The organism is Microbulbifer sp. ABE4_465 (assembly GCF_056160765.1).
Map to the genome: position 1 here is coordinate 328,290 of NZ_JBSWXV010000003.1, position 18,990 is coordinate 347,279.

General features: G+C 57.7%; 20 protein-coding genes. 11 read left to right on the top strand and 9 right to left on the bottom strand.

The features are described from left to right. Window positions 1-31 precede the first annotated feature (31 nt). Complete coding sequence (locus ACXAG1_RS08445) at window positions 32-271, top strand: HP1242/YdcH family protein (protein WP_475093629.1); 240 nt, start codon at window positions 32-34, stop codon at window positions 269-271. An 18-nt stretch (window positions 272-289) separates the two neighbouring features. Here the strand turns inward: ACXAG1_RS08445 and ACXAG1_RS08450 are convergent, their stop codons facing one another. Next, window positions 290-676: a DUF2750 domain-containing protein gene (locus tag ACXAG1_RS08450; RefSeq protein WP_475093628.1), complete on the bottom strand. Its 387-nt coding sequence runs from the start codon at window positions 674-676 to the stop codon at window positions 290-292. 143 nt (window positions 677-819) lie between these two features. On the opposite strand from ACXAG1_RS08450, the gene ACXAG1_RS08455 reads away from it, so the two are divergent. Next, entirely contained in the window at window positions 820-1,482 is a 663-nt protein-coding gene (locus tag ACXAG1_RS08455) for a peroxiredoxin-like family protein (protein WP_475093627.1), read from the top strand. Between the two features lie 15 nt (window positions 1,483-1,497). Here the strand turns inward: ACXAG1_RS08455 and ACXAG1_RS08460 are convergent, their stop codons facing one another. The 4 genes from ACXAG1_RS08460 to can all read right to left on the bottom strand — a co-directional run bounded on the left by ACXAG1_RS08460 (window position 1,498) and on the right by can (window position 5,610). Then, complete coding sequence (locus ACXAG1_RS08460) at window positions 1,498-2,265, bottom strand: glycerophosphodiester phosphodiesterase (RefSeq protein WP_475093626.1); 768 nt, start codon at window positions 2,263-2,265, stop codon at window positions 1,498-1,500. A gap of 211 nt (window positions 2,266-2,476) precedes the next feature. Beyond that, window positions 2,477-3,025, bottom strand: a complete 549-nt coding sequence (locus ACXAG1_RS08465) for a flavin reductase family protein (protein WP_475093625.1) — start codon at window positions 3,023-3,025, stop codon at window positions 2,477-2,479. Window positions 3,026-3,129: 104 nt separating this feature from the next. Next, window positions 3,130-4,803 carry an FAD-dependent oxidoreductase gene (locus ACXAG1_RS08470; protein WP_475093624.1) on the bottom strand — a complete coding sequence of 558 codons (1,674 nt, stop codon included), beginning with the start codon at window positions 4,801-4,803 and terminating at the stop codon, window positions 3,130-3,132. Window positions 4,804-4,953: 150 nt separating this feature from the next. Beyond that, on the bottom strand, window positions 4,954-5,610 hold the full coding sequence (gene can / locus ACXAG1_RS08475; protein ID WP_475093623.1) for a carbonate dehydratase: 657 nt from the start codon (window positions 5,608-5,610) through the stop codon (window positions 4,954-4,956). 160 nt (window positions 5,611-5,770) lie between these two features. Here can and ACXAG1_RS08480 point away from each other — a divergent pair, with 160 nt between their 5' ends. Both ACXAG1_RS08480 and ACXAG1_RS08485 read left to right on the top strand, forming a co-directional pair. Then, entirely contained in the window at window positions 5,771-5,959 is a 189-nt protein-coding gene (locus ACXAG1_RS08480) for a hypothetical protein (protein ID WP_475093622.1), read from the top strand. 52 nt (window positions 5,960-6,011) lie between these two features. Continuing rightward, entirely contained in the window at window positions 6,012-6,509 is a 498-nt protein-coding gene (locus ACXAG1_RS08485) for a GNAT family N-acetyltransferase (RefSeq protein ID WP_475093621.1), read from the top strand. 22 nt (window positions 6,510-6,531) lie between these two features. Here the strand turns inward: ACXAG1_RS08485 and ACXAG1_RS08490 are convergent, their stop codons facing one another. Both ACXAG1_RS08490 and ACXAG1_RS08495 read right to left on the bottom strand, forming a co-directional pair. After that, window positions 6,532-7,377 (bottom strand): SPFH domain-containing protein, encoded by an 846-nt coding sequence (locus ACXAG1_RS08490; protein ID WP_475093620.1) that lies wholly within the window; start codon window positions 7,375-7,377, stop codon window positions 6,532-6,534. 43 nt (window positions 7,378-7,420) lie between these two features. Further along, window positions 7,421-7,882 carry an NfeD family protein gene (locus ACXAG1_RS08495; protein ID WP_475093619.1) on the bottom strand — a complete coding sequence of 154 codons (462 nt, stop codon included), beginning with the start codon at window positions 7,880-7,882 and terminating at the stop codon, window positions 7,421-7,423. 439 nt (window positions 7,883-8,321) lie between these two features. Here ACXAG1_RS08495 and ACXAG1_RS08500 point away from each other — a divergent pair, with 439 nt between their 5' ends. From ACXAG1_RS08500 to ACXAG1_RS08525, 6 genes are all read left to right on the top strand, one after another. Further along, window positions 8,322-9,044: a hypothetical protein gene (locus ACXAG1_RS08500; protein WP_475093618.1), complete on the top strand. Its 723-nt coding sequence runs from the start codon at window positions 8,322-8,324 to the stop codon at window positions 9,042-9,044. Between the two features lie 178 nt (window positions 9,045-9,222). Next, on the top strand, window positions 9,223-10,299 hold the full coding sequence (locus tag ACXAG1_RS08505) for a phospholipase A (RefSeq protein WP_475119479.1): 1,077 nt from the start codon (window positions 9,223-9,225) through the stop codon (window positions 10,297-10,299). A gap of 98 nt (window positions 10,300-10,397) precedes the next feature. Then, complete coding sequence (locus ACXAG1_RS08510; protein ID WP_475093616.1) at window positions 10,398-10,835, top strand: NUDIX hydrolase; 438 nt, start codon at window positions 10,398-10,400, stop codon at window positions 10,833-10,835. A gap of 139 nt (window positions 10,836-10,974) precedes the next feature. Further along, the gene (locus tag ACXAG1_RS08515) at window positions 10,975-12,993 is read left to right on the top strand and encodes an aminotransferase class I/II-fold pyridoxal phosphate-dependent enzyme (protein WP_475093615.1); all 2,019 of its coding nucleotides are present in this window, start codon (window positions 10,975-10,977) and stop codon (window positions 12,991-12,993) included. Window positions 12,994-13,025: 32 nt separating this feature from the next. Continuing rightward, the gene (locus ACXAG1_RS08520; RefSeq protein ID WP_475093614.1) at window positions 13,026-13,772 is read left to right on the top strand and encodes an SDR family oxidoreductase; all 747 of its coding nucleotides are present in this window, start codon (window positions 13,026-13,028) and stop codon (window positions 13,770-13,772) included. 175 nt (window positions 13,773-13,947) lie between these two features. Then, complete coding sequence (locus tag ACXAG1_RS08525; protein WP_475093613.1) at window positions 13,948-14,736, top strand: ATP-binding protein; 789 nt, start codon at window positions 13,948-13,950, stop codon at window positions 14,734-14,736. A 213-nt stretch (window positions 14,737-14,949) separates the two neighbouring features. Here the strand turns inward: ACXAG1_RS08525 and ACXAG1_RS08530 are convergent, their stop codons facing one another. Continuing rightward, entirely contained in the window at window positions 14,950-16,608 is a 1,659-nt protein-coding gene (locus ACXAG1_RS08530) for an isovaleryl-CoA dehydrogenase (protein ID WP_475093612.1), read from the bottom strand. A 247-nt stretch (window positions 16,609-16,855) separates the two neighbouring features. Between ACXAG1_RS08530 and ACXAG1_RS08535 the strand changes: the two genes are divergently transcribed. Then, the gene (locus ACXAG1_RS08535) at window positions 16,856-17,971 is read left to right on the top strand and encodes a glycoside hydrolase family 18 protein (protein ID WP_475093611.1); all 1,116 of its coding nucleotides are present in this window, start codon (window positions 16,856-16,858) and stop codon (window positions 17,969-17,971) included. Between the two features lie 14 nt (window positions 17,972-17,985). On the opposite strand, the gene holA is transcribed toward ACXAG1_RS08535, so the two are convergent. Beyond that, on the bottom strand, window positions 17,986-18,990 hold the full coding sequence (gene holA, locus ACXAG1_RS08540) for a DNA polymerase III subunit delta (protein ID WP_475093610.1): 1,005 nt from the start codon (window positions 18,988-18,990) through the stop codon (window positions 17,986-17,988).

Below are 18,990 nucleotides of genomic sequence, written 5' to 3' on the forward strand. Positions count from 1 at the left end.
GGTGAATCTCCACCCACGAGGAGCCCAGCCAATGACCATGCGCACTCTAGCCACCGAATTCCCCGACCTCGCCGACAGTATCCGCCACCTGGTTCAGGACAGCATCCAGTACAAGAATGACCACGACAATTACCACAAGCTGGACAAGACCATCCGTGGGCTTGAAGAGCGGGGTGTGGCCACGGATGATCACCATTTTAGGGAGCTGAAGACGGAGCGTGCGCGTTTAAAAGACCAGCTGTATATGCAGGCGAAAAATCACGCGCATTGAGGGAATCCAACTCCAGGCTTAAAACCGGTTCAGCTCATCCCGCAGGTCCTTCTCCAGGTCTGCGGGTTCGGTGATCCATACGCTGTTATCGGCACCGGGAAAAACCCCCACCTCTATACCGTCTTTCTTCAGTCCGGGCAGCCAGCGGTTGAGGAACTGGGGCAGGGGAATGCTTTTGGGCTTCAGGTCGCTATCGGCTGCTGCGTAGGTCTCGGCGAATTCGACACTTGGCCAGACGGGCAGATACTCAAAGCCGCCATCCTCTTCGCTGTGCAGCTTCAGGAAGTGCTCGTCGCTGTTGATCAGTATCCAGATTTCCCGCTCTTCACCCACCAGGTCCAGAAAGTACTCGAAGCGTTCTTCGCAGGTCTGTTCCAGTACGCTCTCCAGGTGATCATTGCTCATAGTCTTACTTCTCAGTCGCTTCGCTGCTGTTGTGGTGGCGCGGACACTGTTGCGGTCCGGTGAATTGTCGATTATGCGCCACGCGGGTTGCTCAGAGTATGGTAATTTGAATACAGGTTCGCAATTGGGAAAAAGGAGTCGCCATGAGAAGGTTTGTGTGTCTGTTTTCGTTGTTGTTCTGTGTATTTACCGGAGCGCAGGCTCAGGAGGTGAAATTACCGGAGCGAATGCCAGAGTTGTCGGTAACGGAAGACGCGGCGCTGGGGACAGGTGATGCGGGATTGAAGGCGGGCGCCAAACCTGCGGATTTCACCGTGCTGAATCACAAGGGCGACGAGGTTTCCCTGCGCTCGCTGTTGGCCTATAAGGCGCCGATTCTGGTGATCTTCTACCGCGGCGGCTGGTGCCCCTACTGCAATGTGCAGATTCGCCAGCTGGCGGAAGCCTGGCCGGAGTTTGAAAAGCGCGGGGTGACACCAGTGCTGATCAGTGCAGACAAGCCGGATGCCGGTGCCATGGCCAAGGCGACCTACGAGATTCCCTTCCCTGTGCTGTCGGATCCGGATCTCAAGGCCCTCGAGGCGTTCGATGTGGTGGTTCAGATTGACGACGAGACGGCGGAGAAGTACAAGACCTACGGGATTGTATTGGAGGACTGGTCCGGGCGGGATCACCACACGGTTGCGGCGCCGGGGATTTTCCTGCTGGACAAGTCCGGTAAGGTCACCTGGGCCCATGTGTCCAAGGACTATAAGACCCGCCCCAGCGTGGGCCAGCTATTGAAAATGCTGGATGAGCGCAATTGACCGACCTGGCCGGCGCTAGCCGGCCTTCAGGCCGTTGGCGGGTTGCAGCGGCTCCGCCAGCACCTCGGCGGTTTTCGCTGCGTTGTAATCCATGATCAGCTGCGGCTCGTCGGTAAATACACCGTCTGCACCCATGGCGACGATCAGCGCGAGGTCTTGCGGGTGGTTGACGGTGAAAACGTAGTTTTTCAGGCCGCGCTTCTGTGCGTCGGCGATGATTTCCGGGCACACGAAGTTGAGACTGTGGTGCATGGAATAGGCCTGCAGCGGCTCGGCACAGGCGGCAAGGTCCAGGGGAACGCCGTCGATCAGTACGCCGCGGCGCACCTGGGGGATCAACTTCAGGCATTCATAGATCTGGCGGTGATCGAAGGACGAGATGATGTATTGCTCGTAACTGGCGCCGTTGTCGCGAATGTAGGACTCCAGCTCCCTGGCGGCGAGGGCTGCACAGTTGGGGCCTTTCAGCTCAATATTCAGCTGCACGTGATTGCCGATCAGCTCCAGCACTTCCCGCAGTGTGGGCACCTGTTCGCCGCCGGGCAGCAGCATCTGGCGCAGTGCAGCGGGGGCCATCTCTGTGAGCAGCTCCTGCCCCGCCAACAGGCGGCCCAGGCGGCGGTCATGCTTGACGATCAGTTCGCCCCCCACATTCCACACGTCGATTTCCACACCGTCAATATCGAATTCCAGTGCGTGGGAGATGGCCTGCAGGGTGTTCTCCGTGGCCCGTTTGGGGTAGCCCCGGTGAGCAAAGCAGAAGAGGGTATCGGCTGATCGCATTTCGACGTCCACAGTGGCGGAGGTCTCCCAATGATGATTTAAAAGTATGACTACGAGGTGACAGGGTCACAACGGCGAGGCGGGATTTTGGGGGGGATTTTTAGACCGTTTGGCGCGTTAGGTACACACGCTTATTCCGGAAAGGTTTGAAGTGGGGTATTGGATGGTAATGCAGGCCCCGTGGGGCCTGATGGGGAATCCTACCAGGCGTTTACTCGCCGGCGAGGGCGCGGTAGCGGCCGCGGTGGAATACCAGGGGCTCGCCGCCGGCCGCGGTGAATTCCAGCACCTCACCCAGCAGAATGGTGTGATCGCCACCTTCGATATTCTGCGCGCGGCGACAGTGGAACAGGGCGGCACAGTCATCCAGTTGCGGGATGCCCTCGGCGCCCTGGTGCCATTTCACCTGGCCGAATTTGTCTGCGCCGCGGCCGGCAAACAGGTTGGAGATGTGCTGTTGGTCGCCCTTCAATACATGCACTGCGAAGCGCTCGCATTCGGTGAAGGCGCTGTAGCTGAGGGAGCTGCGGTCGATGCTCCACAGGATCAGGGCTGGATCCAGGGAAACAGAGTTGAAGCTGTTGACGGTCATGCCCACGGGCTGGCCGGCCGCGTCCAGGGTGGTGACTACGGTCACGCCGGTGGCGAACTGGCCGAGCGTGTCGCGTAGGGCGCGGGTGCGCTCGGCGCCGTCTTTTGAGACCTGGGCTTGCGGGGTCTGGTCTGCAGTGGAGGGGGCGGAATTACTGGATGCCGTCATACTTCGATCAATTTGTGGTCAAATTTTGTGCTGGTGGCCATTCTACGGGAAAAGCGCCGCCGATGCGTGGTTTTCTTTATCGTCGCCGTTTCAATCCTGGCTGTTCATCCTTCTCCGTTCATCAATGCCGCACAGCGCTGACTGAGCGCATCACGCTGAGCGATACCGCTGCCGGTAAGGGCGAATCCGAGCAGTTTGCCGTCGTGATCCAGATACTCTGCCACTACACCGCCTTCCAGCTCTGTGACCTTCCAGTCTGCGGCGGTGCTGCCCACACGGGGCGGGCATACCACGGTGGGGCGCAGGGTGGTTTTTACCGCAACCGGCAGGCTGCCGTACTGCACCGGTGTCGGTTTGCCGGTGAGGGTCTGGGCCAGGGCGCGGGCGCTCTGGGTAAGTGGGGCGACGAAGAAGAGATTGTGACCGTCGACCTCGGCACAGTCTCCGAGGGCGAAGATATCCGGGTCGCTGGTCTGCAGTTGGCGGTTGGTGATGATTCCGCGGGAGACGTCGATACCAGCGGTTTCCGCCAGCCCGGTATTGGGTTTGAGGCCGAGGGCAGCCAGGGCGATGTCGGCCTCGATCACACTGTCGTCTGCCAGCTGTGCACGGAGTCCGCCCGCCTGCAGATCCAGTTGGCTGACGCCCGCGCCGAAGTGAAAGCGCACGCCGGCGCTTTCCAGCGCTCGCTGAATATCTCGCCCCGCGGCTTCCGGCAGCAGATTGGCCAGGGGCCACGGCTGCAGGTCCACTACATCCACCGAGTAGCCCGCCTGAATCAGGTCGTTGGCAAACTCACAGCCAATGAGGCCCGCACCGATCAGCAGTACGCGCTTGCGGTTGGCCAGGGCGGTGCGGAAGCGATGATAGTCCGACAGGCTGTTGACCCGGAACAGGCGGGACAATCCGTTGCCGTCGATGGGCGGCAGTGGCGCGCAGTTGGCACCGGTGGCAAATACCAGTCGACCGTAGGTGAGTTCGGCGCTGATGCCGCCGCTGTCGGATACCAGCGTCAAGAGCTTGGCGGTGCGGTCCAGGTTGGTGACGTGCGAGTGCACGAGGATTTCAGCGTTCAGTTCTTTCGCCATGTCTTCCGCACTGGCGGTGGCCAGTTGTTGCGGGGTTTTTCCATGGGCGAGGGACGCGGAGAGCAGCGGTTTGGAGTAAAAGGTACCGTCGTCGCCGGTGATCAGGGTCAGCGGTGTGCGCTGATCGAGTTTGCGGAACTCCCTGGCCAGGTGATAACCGGCGAGGCCGGTACCGATGATCACCAGCGGCTGGATGTCGTCGAGTATCGGGCGCGTCTCTTCGAGCGGTTGTGACTCACCTGCGTCGGCGGCGGGCGTGCTCACCAGCACCATATCGAAATCTTCTTTACCGACACCGCATTCCGGGCAGGTCCAGTCTTCCGGGATATCTTCCCAGCGTGTGCCGGGGGCAATACCTTCTTCCGGTGCGCCTTTCGATTCGTCGTAGACCCAGCCACACACCATGCATTCCCAGATGCGACCGGCGGCGGCCGTCGAGGCGGCCGGTTTTTCGATGGCAGGCGCCGCTTCGGGGTTGGCGGTGTCGGCCTGGGGCTGGTGGCCCGGAGCGGTACCCACCACCGCCAGCATATCGAATTCGTCTTTGGTGGCACCGCATTCCGGGCAGAGCCAGTCGTCAGGGATGTCATCCCAGCGGGTACCGGGGGGAATGCCGTCGTCCGGTGAGCCTTTAGCTTCGTCGTAAATCCAGCCACAGATCTGGCATTCCCACACACGGAAGTCGGACATGATTACCCCTGGAAACAGCGTTATTCGTTAAGGTCGAGTGGTCGACTTTGAAGGCTGTGGAGTTTAGGGAAAAACGCCGGGAAAGTTAAGGAACCCGGCGCTTGATAATGGTCACGATTAGGGCGGGAATAAGACGAGAGCAAACAAAACCTATTCTTTGCCCCGCTGGGCAATACTGGTAAGCGCGCGGTGGTACATGTCCGTGATCTGCTCGGTGTTTTCTACGGTGATCCGCAGGTCATTGATCAGCCCGTTGGACAGGCCGTAAACCCAGCCGTGTACGGACAACTCCTGACCGTTTTCCCAGGCGTCGCGCACCGGGGTGGTCTGGCACACGTGAATAACCTGCTCGAGCACATTCAGCTCACACAGCAGGTCAACCCGGTCCTGTTCCTTGAACAGTTCGATCAGGGTGTGGTGCTTGTCGCGTACATCCTTGATATGGCGCAACCAGCTTTCAATCAGTCCCAGGCGAGTGTCTTCCAGTGCGGCCTTGACCCCGCCACAGCCATAGTGGCCGACCACCATGATGTGTTTGACCTTGAGCACTTCAACGGCGAACTGGATAACAGACAGACAGTTGAGATCCGACGGCACCACCACGTTGGCCACATTGCGGTGAACGAATAGTTCCCCGGGCAACAGATCGACAATCTGGTTGGCGGGCACACGGCTGTCCGCACATCCAATCCACAGATACTCCGGGGATTGCTGTTCGGAGAGCTTCAGGAAGAAGTCGGGCTTCTCCTTACGGGTGGTTTCCGACCAGGAGTGGTTTTTTTCTATCAGGTCTTGGAGCTGAGACAAGGGGATCATTCCGTTGGTGTGCAGAGACTGCGCAGAATATCCTGTTTGAGTCAGGCGGGGAATGCCTGCGCTGGAATGTCTGCATCGGTAATCGCCATCTGTTACCCTGCGCCCTCAGGTTGAATTCATCTGCTTTCACGCCACCGGCAAGAGACTGATCATGGGACTTCGCAATACCAGCATCCGCCGCCCACGTCGTTTCAACAAGCATAATGCGGCACTGTCCCGGCGCCGAAAAAAAGTGCGCTGGTTGCTGGCGCAGCGGGCACGGGTGCGAAATTACCGTCGCTTTTTTCAGGTGCAATCCCAGATTGTTGCGGACGCACAAGCCGGGCGGGCAGGGGAATAAACCGTGATTGCGCAGTAACTGAAAATAGTGGATTAGAAGGAGACAGGGCGAGTTGGAAGATTCGAATAACAATGTGGTAACGGTAATAGCCGATTACCGGGACGATCAACAGGGCGCAGATCTGTTGGCGCTATTGAATGAATATGCTCTGGACCCCTGCGGTGGCGGCGAGCCGCTACCGGACATCTGCCGTGCAGAATTACTGGATCGACTGGCGGCGTTTCCCGGTGCGTTTTCCGTGATGGCATACCAGGGTGGCAAAGCGGTGGGGCTGGTGAACTGCTTTATGGGGTTCTCCACCTTTATGTGCAAACCACTGGTCAATATTCACGATGTGACCGTGAGCCCTTCTGCGCGGGGGGCGGGAATCTGCACATTGATGTTTGAGAAGGTGGTGGCCGAGGCCAAAGCGCGCGGCTGTTGCAAGATCACTCTGGAGGTACTGGAGAAGAACCTGCCGGCGCAGGCGGCCTATCGTAAAGTGGGCTTCAAACCCTATGCCCTCGACGAAGAGTTCGGTCAGGCGGAGTTCTGGCAGCGCTACCTGTAATACGGGAGCGCTGCCGTCAGTTTTATCGATTTAACAGGCCTTTCACGGCGTTGGGTAGATCCGCAGGCAGCAGAATGTTTTTGGCATTCGCGGAGGTAGACAGTTCCTCCAGCGCGTTGATGTAGCGCTCACCCAGCAGATACATAACCGGCATTTCCTTGTCGCCTATGGCGTGGGTTACCCGTTCAATCGCCTCACGGCTGGCGTCGGCCAGTACGACCTGGGCCTTGGCATCCCGCTTGGACGCTTCCAGGCGGCCGTCCGCCTCCAGAATCGCCGCCTGCTTTTCACCTTCTGCACGGGTTACCGTGGCGCGGCGCTGGCGCTCGGCAGCCGCCTGTTCTTCCATCGCTTTCTGCATGGTTGCGGAGGGGTTGATATCCTGAATTTCCACGGTTTTCAGGTTGATTCCCCAATCGGCGATATCGTCGGAGATGGCTTCCTTCAGTTTGGCCTTGATCAGGTCGCGGGAGGACAGGGCGGAGTCCAGAGACATTTCACCAACGATGGAGCGCAGCGCCGTCTGCACCAGGTTTTGAATCGCAATTTCGTAGTCTTCAACACCGTACACCGCCTTCTCCGGCGACACGATATTGATGTACGCCACGGCGTTGGCAATGATGGTGGCGTTATCCTGGGTGATGACTTCCTGCGAGGGAATATCAAGCACGATATCCTTGGTGGTTACCTTGTAGGGCACCTGATCCACGTAGGGGATGATTATGTTCATGCCCGGGTTCAGGGTGCTGTGGTATTTGCCCAGCCGCTGCACTATGTGCTTGGAGCCCTGCGGCACGATGCGTACGCCCATGCCAACGGTAATGATCACCAGCACCACCAGTGCCAGTACTACGGATAACCCTTCCATTTGAATTTCTCCCAAAATTTTTTTGTATATTTGTATCTGGATGTCAGAGCGGGCTGACAACCAGCGTGTTGCCGGAAATGTTCATCACTTTCACCCGCTCGCCAACGGCGATTTCGCTGGTGCTCATAAACATCCATTCGTCTTCGCCGAGAATCGGTGCCGGGAAGCGCATGCGTCCGCGAGGCTTGCCGATATTGGAGTCAATGACCGAGCCCACCTGGCCGCTGAGCGCTTCCATCGCCATTCCGGAGGTGGTGCGATCCTTCCAGTTGGGCTTGATGAACTTTTGCCACACAGCGACCAGCCCGACGGACAGCCCTGCCCAGATCAGCAACTGTGCGGTAATTGGCATGCCCACGAGCATCAGCAAAACGCCCATAAAGAGCGCGGCCAGGCCGAACCAGAACAGGATAAAGCCGGAAACAAAAATCTCCGCGGTGACGAGTAGTAGCCCCAGTACAAGCCAGTGCCAGTAGGCAATATGTGTGTTCAGCCATTCGAGCATGATGGCCTCTCTCCTTAAGTTGTTCCGGATATGTTGTTCCGTGAATCTTGCTACCAAATTGAATGAGCAATTCGTTGATTATGCCTGAAAGCGGTATCACGCGCGCGTGATACTCAAGAACTGCACTGGTGAGCACTAAATCACCATCGTATTGAAGAGGTTTATCACCCGGGGCGGTGGAATTTACGATAAAAATAGTTCCACAAATGTTCGTAAAAACTTCACCAAAGCGCAGCAAAACCGGGGGGCTGTGCAATACTTTTTGCAGGCGCCTCCGAGTATTTCCTCGGAGTACCCGCGAAAGCTCCCTACAAGATGCTGAAGCCGTATCTGCACATCCGAGTTCACCAGCGAACGAGCAGAAAATATGCATCAATTTTGTGCGTTTGCACCGGGGTTATCCCCTACCGCAACCAGCGACATCACGGACGAATTTTTTATGCGAATGACCGCTAACCTGGCCCAGGGCCGCTACCAGTACAGTTGCGATGGCAGAACCATGCCGGTGCAGGACGACTGGCAACTGGGGCGCGATGAACAGGGCAGGCAGCTGCTTATCAGCCGCAGGCTGGTGGGCGAACAGGGGCACGGGATTGAAGTACGCGCGCTGATGGATGCGGGCCTGGTAACCGAGTGCCTGGTGAACTGGAAGGATGAGGTGGACGAGGTGAATGCCCACTATCGCCTTGCCCCCAGTAATGGTGCCGTGGCGGCGATGGGTGATCCTATCGAGGTGGACTGGACCGGCCCCAACGGGCCGCAGCAAATCGTGCTGGAGGGGGGGAACCGGCTGCTGTTCCCTCTGATGCGGATTTTTATGGGGCCACTTCTGTTGCGCCTGTGCGATATGGAATTTGGTTGTGAGGTGATTGCCCCGGATATCGTGGATCCCTCGCAGCGGGGCAAACTCCTGTCTCCCCGTGTGAGCCACCGTCGCGCCGGGGTCATGGCCGGTGATGCGACGATTCAGGGGGTCCATGACCTCGGCCCGGATATCACCGTGTTCTCCTATCAGGGTGACGAGGCCGAGCGGGACGCCCACTGTTTTGTGGACCCGCGCGGACTGCTGGTGGGTTACGACTGGCCAAGCAGCACTGGCCGTTTGTGGCAGGTGCGTTTACGTGACCTGGAGTGGTCAGCGGATTTGGCGTCCCTGAGCTGATTTGGGCAGTGCGTCAATAGGCTGACCGGCCGCACACTATCAGTCCGCAAACCATGTAAACTGGCGCCCTGAATCCAATCAGGAGCGCCAGTTTTTGTTTTCAGCTCGACGTTATTGCTCTTCTCTCAATAAGCTCTGCACCGTACTGCTGGCGGGTACCTGTCTATCCGTAACGGGCTTGGTTAATGCGCAAGTGGTGGCCGCGGAAGACATGCCCGCGGCGGAGGCTGGCAACCAGGAAATCGAGATACTGCAGACCGACGATTCGCTTCAGAGCGAAGAACGGCGCCTGCAAAACTGCTTGCGTGAGCAATTGCTCACTGCGCCGGCGAATATCACACTGGAAGAGATGCGGATTCGCTGTGAGCTGTCGGTAATCCGCGAGGGCCGCCAGGTGGAGGAAACGCCGGTGTTTGCGACGACCCCGGAAGTGCCACCTCAGGAATCGGCCGATGTGCTGATCAGCAAGCGCGCCCAGGCCATCCGCGACGCGGCGCAGAATCCATTCACCCTCGCATCCCATAAAACCAACTATCTGCTTCCGGTAACCTACAACCCCAAGCCCAACAAGGGCGGGCTGGAAGATTACGATACGGAGAATGAGATCGACCTGGATTCCATCGAGGTGCAGTTTCAGCTCTCGGTCCAGGTGCCGGTGTGGCGGGGTTTCCTTGGCAAGGCGTCGTTTATGAGCTTTGCCTACACTAACCGCTCCTTCTGGCAGGCGTACAACTCGGACGATTCCGCGCCATTTCGCGAGACCAATCACGAGCCTGAGCTGATCATGACCTGGCTTAATGACTGGACCATTTTCGGCTTTCAGAACGTGGCTAACCAGATCGCGTTCAATCATCAGTCCAACGGCCGCAGTGAGCCACTGTCCCGCAGCTGGAACCGGGTCTACGCCAATTTTGCCTTTGAAAAAGACAATCTGTATTTCACCTTCAAGCCCTGGTATCGCATTCCGGAAGACAGGGAAGACGACGACAACCCGGATCTGGAATTTTATCTGGGGCATTTCGAGTTTGTGGGTGGGGTAGAGCGCGGCGACCACAATATTTCGATCATGGTGCGCAATAACCTGCGCTCCGATAATAAGGGCGCCGGCGAATTGCGCTGGAGTTTCCCAATGGGCAGCCGCGTGCGCGGTTACGTGAAATACTTCAACGGCTACGGGGAAAGCCTGATCGACTACGATGAATCGGTACAGACCCTGGGGATAGGATTTGAACTGGCCCGGGGTACCGGAAGTTAAGCGGCACCGGTACGAATCTGCTGGGCGGGCGCCAGCGGCCCGCTCACGACGATTTAGACGACTTCAATGGTGCCGAGCAATACGGATAAGGTCCACGGATGGGATTTGACGACACCTACAGGCTGAGTGCTCACGCGGTCATAACCAATGAAGCGGGTGAGGTGCTGCAACTGCGCGCCACCTATGCGGACAAAAACTGGGGACTGCCTGGCGGCGCGCTGGACCTGGGGGAAACCATTCACGAGGCCCTGCACCGGGAGTGCAGAGAGGAGCTGGGCCGGGAGATCGTCATTGACTACCTGAGTGGCGTCTATTACCACCGGGCATACAACTCACATGTGTTTATCTTCCGCGCGCATTTGAAAGCCCATGGCACGAGAAATAACGGCGGGGGAAACAGCAATGGCGATATCACCTTGTCGTCCGAACACTCCGCATTTGATTACTTTTCTGTGAACGACCTGTCACCGGTCCAGCGCGTGCGCGTTCAGCACTGTTTGCAATTTAACGGCGAAGTTCAGAGCGCAAAATTCTAATGTGATCACATTTGACGATCATTGATTTCGTATCCCTACGGCTTTCTGGTGCTTATCGCCAATTTCTTGTGTCTACCCCTAAACGGCGTCAGCCTCATTTAGTATCTGTCTCCTATGCTGAAAGATAAGAAGAAATGTTATGGGTGTAGAACTGCCAATGCCTGATCTGGGCAATCTCTGCGAACAGCGCCAGCCACTGGAGTGCCGAGTGGCGCTGGTCAGTAATGACCGCGACCTGAGCAGCATTTGGGTCAGCGCACTCAATGCGACCGCCGCTCAGCACGAGAACCCCTACGGGTTGCGCTTTGAGTCGGTCGCCACCAGCGCACTGGAGAAGTGCCTGCGGGAAGAGGACCAGTTGCAGGCGCTGATTATCGACGGTGGCTGTGACGCCGACGAGCTCAAGGCCGCAGAGCAACTGGCCGACCGTATGCATGACTTGCGGGCGCAGTTGAACGTTTTTCTGGTGGCACAGGATTCGTTCCTGAATGACCAGGGCGGTGCCCCTGCGTCCGTGCGCAAGCGCTTCGATGAGCTGTTCGACCGCCGTGAGTGCAACTTCAACCATATGTTCCGGCTGGTACAGGCGTTTATCGCCCGCCGCGCCTCCACTCCGTTTGCCGATACCCTCAAGGAGTATGTGTTCTCCGCCCGCGATGCCTGGCATACCCCCGGCCACTCCGGTGGCGACAGTCTGCGCAACAGCCCCTGGGTAGGGGACTTCTACCGCTTTATGGGTGAGCACGTGTTCAATACCGACCTGTCGGTATCCGTACAGGTACTGGACAGCCTGCTGGAGCCCCACTCGGTGATCCAGGAAGCCCAGGACCTGGCAGCCCAGGCATTTGGTGCCGAACAGACGTTCTTCCTCACCAACGGCACCTCCACTGCCAACAAGGTGGTGATTCAGCAGATTCTGGGCGGAGGTGGCAAGATCATTGTCGATCAGGCCTGTCACAAGTCGGTACATCACGCGATCGTGATGAACCGGGTGGAACCCGTGTATCTCAAGTCCACCCTGCATCCACAATTCGGCATCTACGGCCCGGTATGCCGCGCGGATATCGAAACCGCGCTGGACGAGCACCCGGATGCGGGTCTGTTGGTGATCACCTCCTGTACCTATGACGGCCTGCGCTATGACCTCAAGCCGATCATCGATTATGCCCACGAGCGCGGGGTGAAAGTACTGATCGATGAGGCCTGGTACGCGCACGGTTACTTCCACACCGAGCTGCGCCCAACGGCACTGGAGTGCGGGGCGGACTATGTCACCCAGAGCACCCACAAAATGCTGTCGGCCTTTTCCCAGGCCAGCATGATCCATGTGCAGGACCCGGATTTCGATGAGTTCCGTTTCCGCGAAAACCTGAATATGTACGCGTCCACCAGCCCGCAGTATTCGATGATCGCGAGTCTCGATGTGGCACGTAAACAGATGGTGATGGAAGGTTACGGGCGCTTGCGCCACTGTGCACAGATGGTCGCCACTTTGCGTCGGGAAGTGGATGCAACCGGTGTGTTTCGCGCATTGACCCTGGACGATCTGGTGCCGGCAACCCTGGCCAAAGACAATATTCGCCTGGACCCAACCAAAGTGACCATCGACGTATCCGGCAGTGGTTACTCCGGTAAAGAGATTCAGGTCAAACTGTTCGACCAGTTCGGTATTCAGGTCGAGAAAACCACGTACAACACAGTGACCGTCCTGGTGACACTGGGTAGCACCGAGAGCAAACTGCTGCGACTGGTGCACGCACTCAAGCAACTGGCGCGGCAACCGCGCAAGCGCAGCCATGCGGGGACCGCCCGACAGTTGCCAGAGTTTACCCATCTCAACTGTCTGCCGGCGGATGCATACTTTGCGGATACCCAAGAGCTGCCACTGATGGACAACGGGGTGGCGGCAGAGAAAAAACTGGTGGGGCGCACTTGCGCGGACGAAATTGTTCCCTATCCACCGGGGATTCCGGTGCTGGTGCCAGGGCAGGAGATATCCGCGCAGATCGTGCAGTTTTTACAACAACTGTTGCAGGGGCAGAATGCGACAGAAATTCACGGTTTGATTTTCCGATCCGACGAGCCAATGCTGCGCGTGGTCAAGCCCGAGGCTCGTGGGGACATGGCACCCGAGACACCGGCGAAAGCCAAGAAGTAGCCGCGGCTGGGGCGACGAGGGACGAGGCAGGAATGCCAGAAGAAACTGTTGGCAATGGTTCGCCACACTGTATTCTGATCGCCGGTGCGGGCGGCGGCCTGGGTGTTGCCTTGAGCGCTGTTCTCTCAAAACGATTGCCCACAGCTAATCTGCTGACGATCAGTCGAGGTGATCTGGATCGCATCTCGGATATGCATCATCACCTGATCGCGGATCTGGAAGATCCCGGGTGTATTGCCCCTGTTCGCGAGTGGCTGTGCAAATGGCCTTTGCCAAATTGGATCGTGTGTTGCTGCGGCATTCTGCACTGGCCCGGTCACCAGCCAGAGAAAAACCTGCAGCAATGTGATGGTGAGGCGATTCATCACAGTGTCACGGTCAATGCCCTCACGCATTTACATCTGGCTCAGGCGATTGACCCTCTGCTCAAACGCCAATCGCCACTCGTTTGGACGTCGCTTTCCGCAAAAGTGGGAAGCATTGAAGACAACCAGCTGGGCGGCTGGTACAGCTACCGTATGAGTAAAGCCGCGCTCAATATGTTGGTGCGAAACCTCTCCATCGAGTGGGGTAGAAAAATCGATACCTGTTGTGTGGTCGCGCTGCACCCGGGTACAACAGACACATCTCTGTCCAAGCCTTTTCAGCGGAATATTCCCGACGGCAAGCTCTATTCAGCGACACAAAGTGCCGAAAGAATTGTGTCGGTCTTGCAACAGTTAAAGGACAGTGACTCCGGTAAGTTACTTTTCTGGGATGGCTCGCATATTCCCTGGTAGCCCGGAGCTCTATCGGAAAAACTTGCCGGATTCTTATTTATTTCCACACATTGCCATCTTCACTTCCGATATGTATTGGTGGCAGTATCTCTAGTCCGGCGCAACACAGTAACGTTAAACTCTCCCTCTGTTCACAATGAGTTTCCTACAGGAAACCGGGCAAGGGAGAGTTTTCGTGAGTAAAAAGGCCTTTGAAGTAGGGATGGACTGGAGCCAGTCGCTGGCGGCCATATGGCGACCCAAACGCGCGGCGCTGAAACCGGTTCGCCGGCTGGACCCAATCAGGCTCGATGAGCTGTTGGGCATTGACGAGCAAAAGCACCAGCTGGTGGCGAACACACAACGGTTTTTGCGCGGCGAAAGTGCCAATCACGCGCTCTTGTGGGGATCTCGCGGCACCGGGAAATCCAGCCTGATCAAGGGGATATTGAACCGCTTTGGCGAGGACGGGCTGCGTTGTATTGAGGTCAACCTGCAAGATCTGGATGACCTTCCCGAAATCGTCGACCAGCTCGACAGCGGCGATGCCAAAAATTACCGCTTTATCCTGTTCTGCGACGACTTTTCTTTTGAAAAGGGCGACGAGCGCTACAAAGCCCTCAAAACCATTCTCGCCGGCTCACTGGAGCTGCCTCCGGAAAACGTACTGCTGTACGCCACTTCCAACCGCCGCCACCTGATACCGGAAAGCGCGTCGGACAACCTGCAAACCAGAATCGTCGATGGTGAGCTGCACCACGGTGACACGGTAGAGGAAACTCTATCTCTCGCCGACCGCTTTGGTCTCTGGCTGAGCTTCTACCCCGCGAATTGGGAAAGCTACCTGAAAATGGTGGATCAGCACTTTTCGGATTACACCGGTGACCGGCAACAACTCCACACGGCCGCCAAACAGTTCGCCATGCTCCGTGCCAGCCACAGCGGGCGAACCGCGGAGCAGTTCTACAAAAGCTATTCAGATTGACCCGCTAGTGGTCCATGCGGAAAGTTCGGTAACTATGGAGCACAGCCAAAGTGTTCAGATCAAGGCGAGAAAGCGCAGGAATAGTGGTTCTATTTCAAGCTTTCTCAACGCAGAGCAGGGCGCTTTGGCGAAGCGAACAGTTACACAACTTTCCGCATGGACCACTAGATCATGTAGGAGCCTGTCCTGCAGGGCAGGCTCTTGCGAAAGGCGTTAAGAAATCAGCGGATTACCACGCTCGATAATCGTTTTCACATCCACGCCTACAGGCAAGGTCCCGGTATTGTTCGCTCCCCGTGTATCAAGGCGGGATGCAATAAACCCTTCTGCAACCGGGGTATTGCCGGCCTGCATTAACAAATGGCTCTGCATGGTCAGCGCCAGTTGATCGATAATGTGCCGTGCGCGGTATTCCATATTGTCCAGGTCCGCGAACTGATTTTTCAGTTGCGCCAGTGCCCGGTCAAAGCGCAGATCGCTACCCTTGCTTTTTTCCAGCTCATCAAACCAGTTGGTCAGCACCGCCGGTGTTTTTGCCACCGCGCGTAATACATCCAGTGCCTGGATGTTGCCGGAACCCTCCCAGATGGCATTGATGGGGGCGTCGCGGTAGAGGCGGGCGGTAATGAAATTCTCGATCACACCATTTCCACCGAGACACTCCATCGCCTCATACGCGTGATGCGGGGTGCGTTTGCAGATCCAGTATTTGCCCACTGCGGTACCGAGGCGCATCAGTAGTTTCTGTTGCTCGTCGTCCAGGTGATCCATGGCCTGCGCCATGCGCATGGTCATGGCGACGGAGCCTTCCACTTCCAGTTGCAGGTCGGCGAGTACATTTTGCATCAGTGGTTGTTCGATCAACCGTTTACCGAACGCGTTGCGCTGGCTGGCGTGGTATATCGCCTGAAGTGCAGCCTGGCGCTGCCCGCCGGAGGAGCCGATCATACAGTCGAAGCGGGTGGCCGAGACCATTTCGATGATCGCCGGTACACCGCGGCCTTCCTCGCCCACCAGCCAACCGAGCGCGCCGCGCAGCTCGATTTCTGACGAGGCATTGGAGATGTTGCCGGCCTTGTCTTTCAGGCGCTGTACCTGAATCGGGTTTTTCGACCCATCCGGGCGCCAGCGGGGCACCAGAAAGCAGCTGAGCCCGGCGTCGGTTTGCGCCAGCATCAAAAAGGCATCGCACATGGGGGCGGAGGTAAACCATTTGTGGCCGACGATCTCGTAGGCGCCTTCGCCGATTGCTGTGGCCGTGGTGGTGTTGGCGCGCACATCGGAGCCGCCCTGTTTCTCCGTCATCCCCATTCCGATGGTGAGCGTGGATTTTTCTGTGTGGGGGCGGTTGCTGGGGTCGTAATCGCGATCGGTAATTTTCGGCAGCCACTCTTTTGCCAGAGCGGGAGTGAGCTTGATGGAAGGCACCGAGGCAAAAGTCATGGTGATCGGGCAGCCGTGGCCGGATTCCACCTGGCTGTGCAGATAGTATTTGGCGGCGCGCACCACGTGTGCGCCGGGCTTAGGGTCCGTCCACGGCGACGAGTGTAGCCCTTCACTTTTCGCCAGTTGCATCAGCTGGTGGTAGGCGGGGTGGTAATTGACCTGGTCGATGCGGTTGCCTACCCGGTCGTGGGGTTCAAACTCCGGCTTGTAGTGATTGGCCTGAAAACCGCGTTCAATCCACTCCGGGCGCCCGCAGATTTCACCGTAACGTTGCAGGTCGTCTTCACCCCAGTGACCGCCGTTGCGTGCCACTGCCTCTTTCAATGCCGTATCCCCAGCGTAAAGGTTATGACCCTGCAGTGGGCGAGGCTGGTTCATGACGGTATGAGTGCTGGCCATCTCTGACGCTGTATGCGGATTGTCCATGCTTTTCTCTCGGTAATCTTTGGATTCTCTTTTAGATCAATCCTAACCAACTTGCATGGCGGCCACTTGTCATTTGATGCCGGGCGCATTGCTCCCATGCGCCAATTGCGCCTCACTGTGCGCAGCGTTGATGCATTTGTGAGTGACAGCGTTGTCATCCGTGTGCTGCAGGCGGTAGCATGACCGCAGGAACAAGGGTGAATCCAAGCCCTAATACATAACGAGGTATAACGCAGGAGAACTCGCGATGGGGAACTGGTGGCGTTGGTGTGGTCTGTGGCTGGTGATGTTGGGTGGTGCTGCCTGTGCGGAAGAGAGCGCGGATGTACCCCCGGTGAGTGCGGACGAATTGGCAGTAATGGGCTATTACATGGGCGACGGGCATGACCTGGCGCGCTATGACTTCAACAAGCTCACGCATCTTATCTACAGCTTCGTCTATCTGGACGGCAATCAGCTGGCATTTCGGGACGATGAAGCGGTCGCTTCTTATCGGCGCTTGTTGGCGCTGAAACAACAGTTCCCACATTTAAAAATAATGATCGCGCTCGGAGGTTGGGGTGGCTGCGAGACCTGTTCAGAGGTTTTCTCTTCAGCGGAAAACCGTCGTGCCTTTGCCGGCTCTGTAAAGGCAACACTGGAGCGCATTGGTGGCGATGGCCTGGATCTGGATTGGGAGTATCCAGCCATTGCCGGACATCCGGGGCATCCCTACAAACCGGAAGACCGCGAAAACTTTACCGCGCTGGTGCAGGCGTTGCGCAAGACCTTGGGGCAGGACTACCTGATCACTGCCGCCATTGGTGGTTTCGATGAGTTTTTGCAGAAATCCCTGGACTGGCAGGCGGTCACGCCGTTGCTGAATGCGATCAACGTGATGAGTTACGACCTGGTCAATGGCTTCAGCACCGTGACCGGACACCACTCACCCCTGTATTCCACCGATCAGCAGAAGCAGTCCACGGACAATGCCGTCCGCTTCCTGCTGGAAGCCGGTGTGCCCAGCAAGAAAATTGTGATTGGTGCGGCTTTCTATTCACGGGTTTGGGATGGCGTCGCACCGGACCAGAAAGGGCGCTATCAGAATGGCACCCATGTTGCGGGCCTGGCGTTTAGTGCATTGGAAACCGCCTATACCGCAGAGTCAGGATTTGAGCTGGCGTGGGATGACGAGGCAAAGGCTGCATACGCCTACCACGCGCAGAAGAAACAGTTTGCGACCTTTGATAACCCGCGTTCTGTCGCAGCAAAAACCCGTTATGCAAAGGATCACAAGCTGGGCGGCATTATGTTCTGGCAGTTGCCGGGGGATAGCGACGATGGCGAACTGGTAAACGCGATCTTCGAAGAAAAAAGCCGCTGATGTTACGGCAAGCGCTAGATACTGCGCTTGCCGGAGAGGTTGAGGGTCAACTCCAGTAGTCCGGCCCAGGGGTCCATTTCCTTGCCGCCTTTGATGGCGTTATCCACTGCCCTCGCGCGCATCAGGAAGTTTTCCAGGTGGCGCGGGCGCAGGCGCTGGCAGGCGGCCTGAATCAGCGGCTGGCGTTTCTGGATACGCACCAGACGGTTGATGGGCTGGCCTTGATCCAATTTCTGTTGGGTTTCTAGCAAGGTGCGGATTTCCCGGGCAATGGCCCAGAGCACCACCGGGGCTTCCACACCTTCGGCGCGCAGCCCTTGTAATGTGCGCACCGCGCCCGCGGCGTCGGCAGCGAGCGCCTTGTCGATCAAACCGAACACGTCGTAGCGTGCGGAGCTGGCGACGGCATTATTCATGGTGTCGGCGGTAATCACCGTGTCCTGTGCCAGCAGTTTCAGCTTTTCAATTTCCTGACTGGCGGCGAGCAGGTTGCCTTCCACACGCTCGGCCAGTATCTGGATGGCTTCCGGCTCGGCGTCGAGGTTGGCGGCGCGCAGGCGTTGGTGAATCCAGCGCGGCATTTCGGAGGCGTCTACCGGCCAGATCTGGATCAGTACGCCTTTGGCTTCCAGCGCCTTTACCCATTTGCTGTTTAGTTGCGAGCGGTCGAGGCGTGGCAATACCAGTAGCAACAGGGTTTCGTCGTTCGCCATGCTGGCGAACTCCTGCAGGGCTTTACTGCCTTTGTCGCCGGGCTTGCCGCCGGGCAGGCGCAACTCAATTACTTTTTTGTCTGCGAACAGTGAGAGGGAGCCGGCTGCGGAGAGCAGTTGGCCCCAGTCGAAGTTGTGTTCGCCGTGCAGCAGGTCGCGCTCGTTGAAGCCCTGTTTGCGCGCGGCGTTGCGGATACTGTCGCAGCATTCCTGCACCAGTAGCGGTTCGTCGCCGGTGACGACGTAGATGGGTGCGAGTCCCTGGCGTAGGTTCTGCGCGAGCTGGCGCGGGTTGATGCGTGGCAT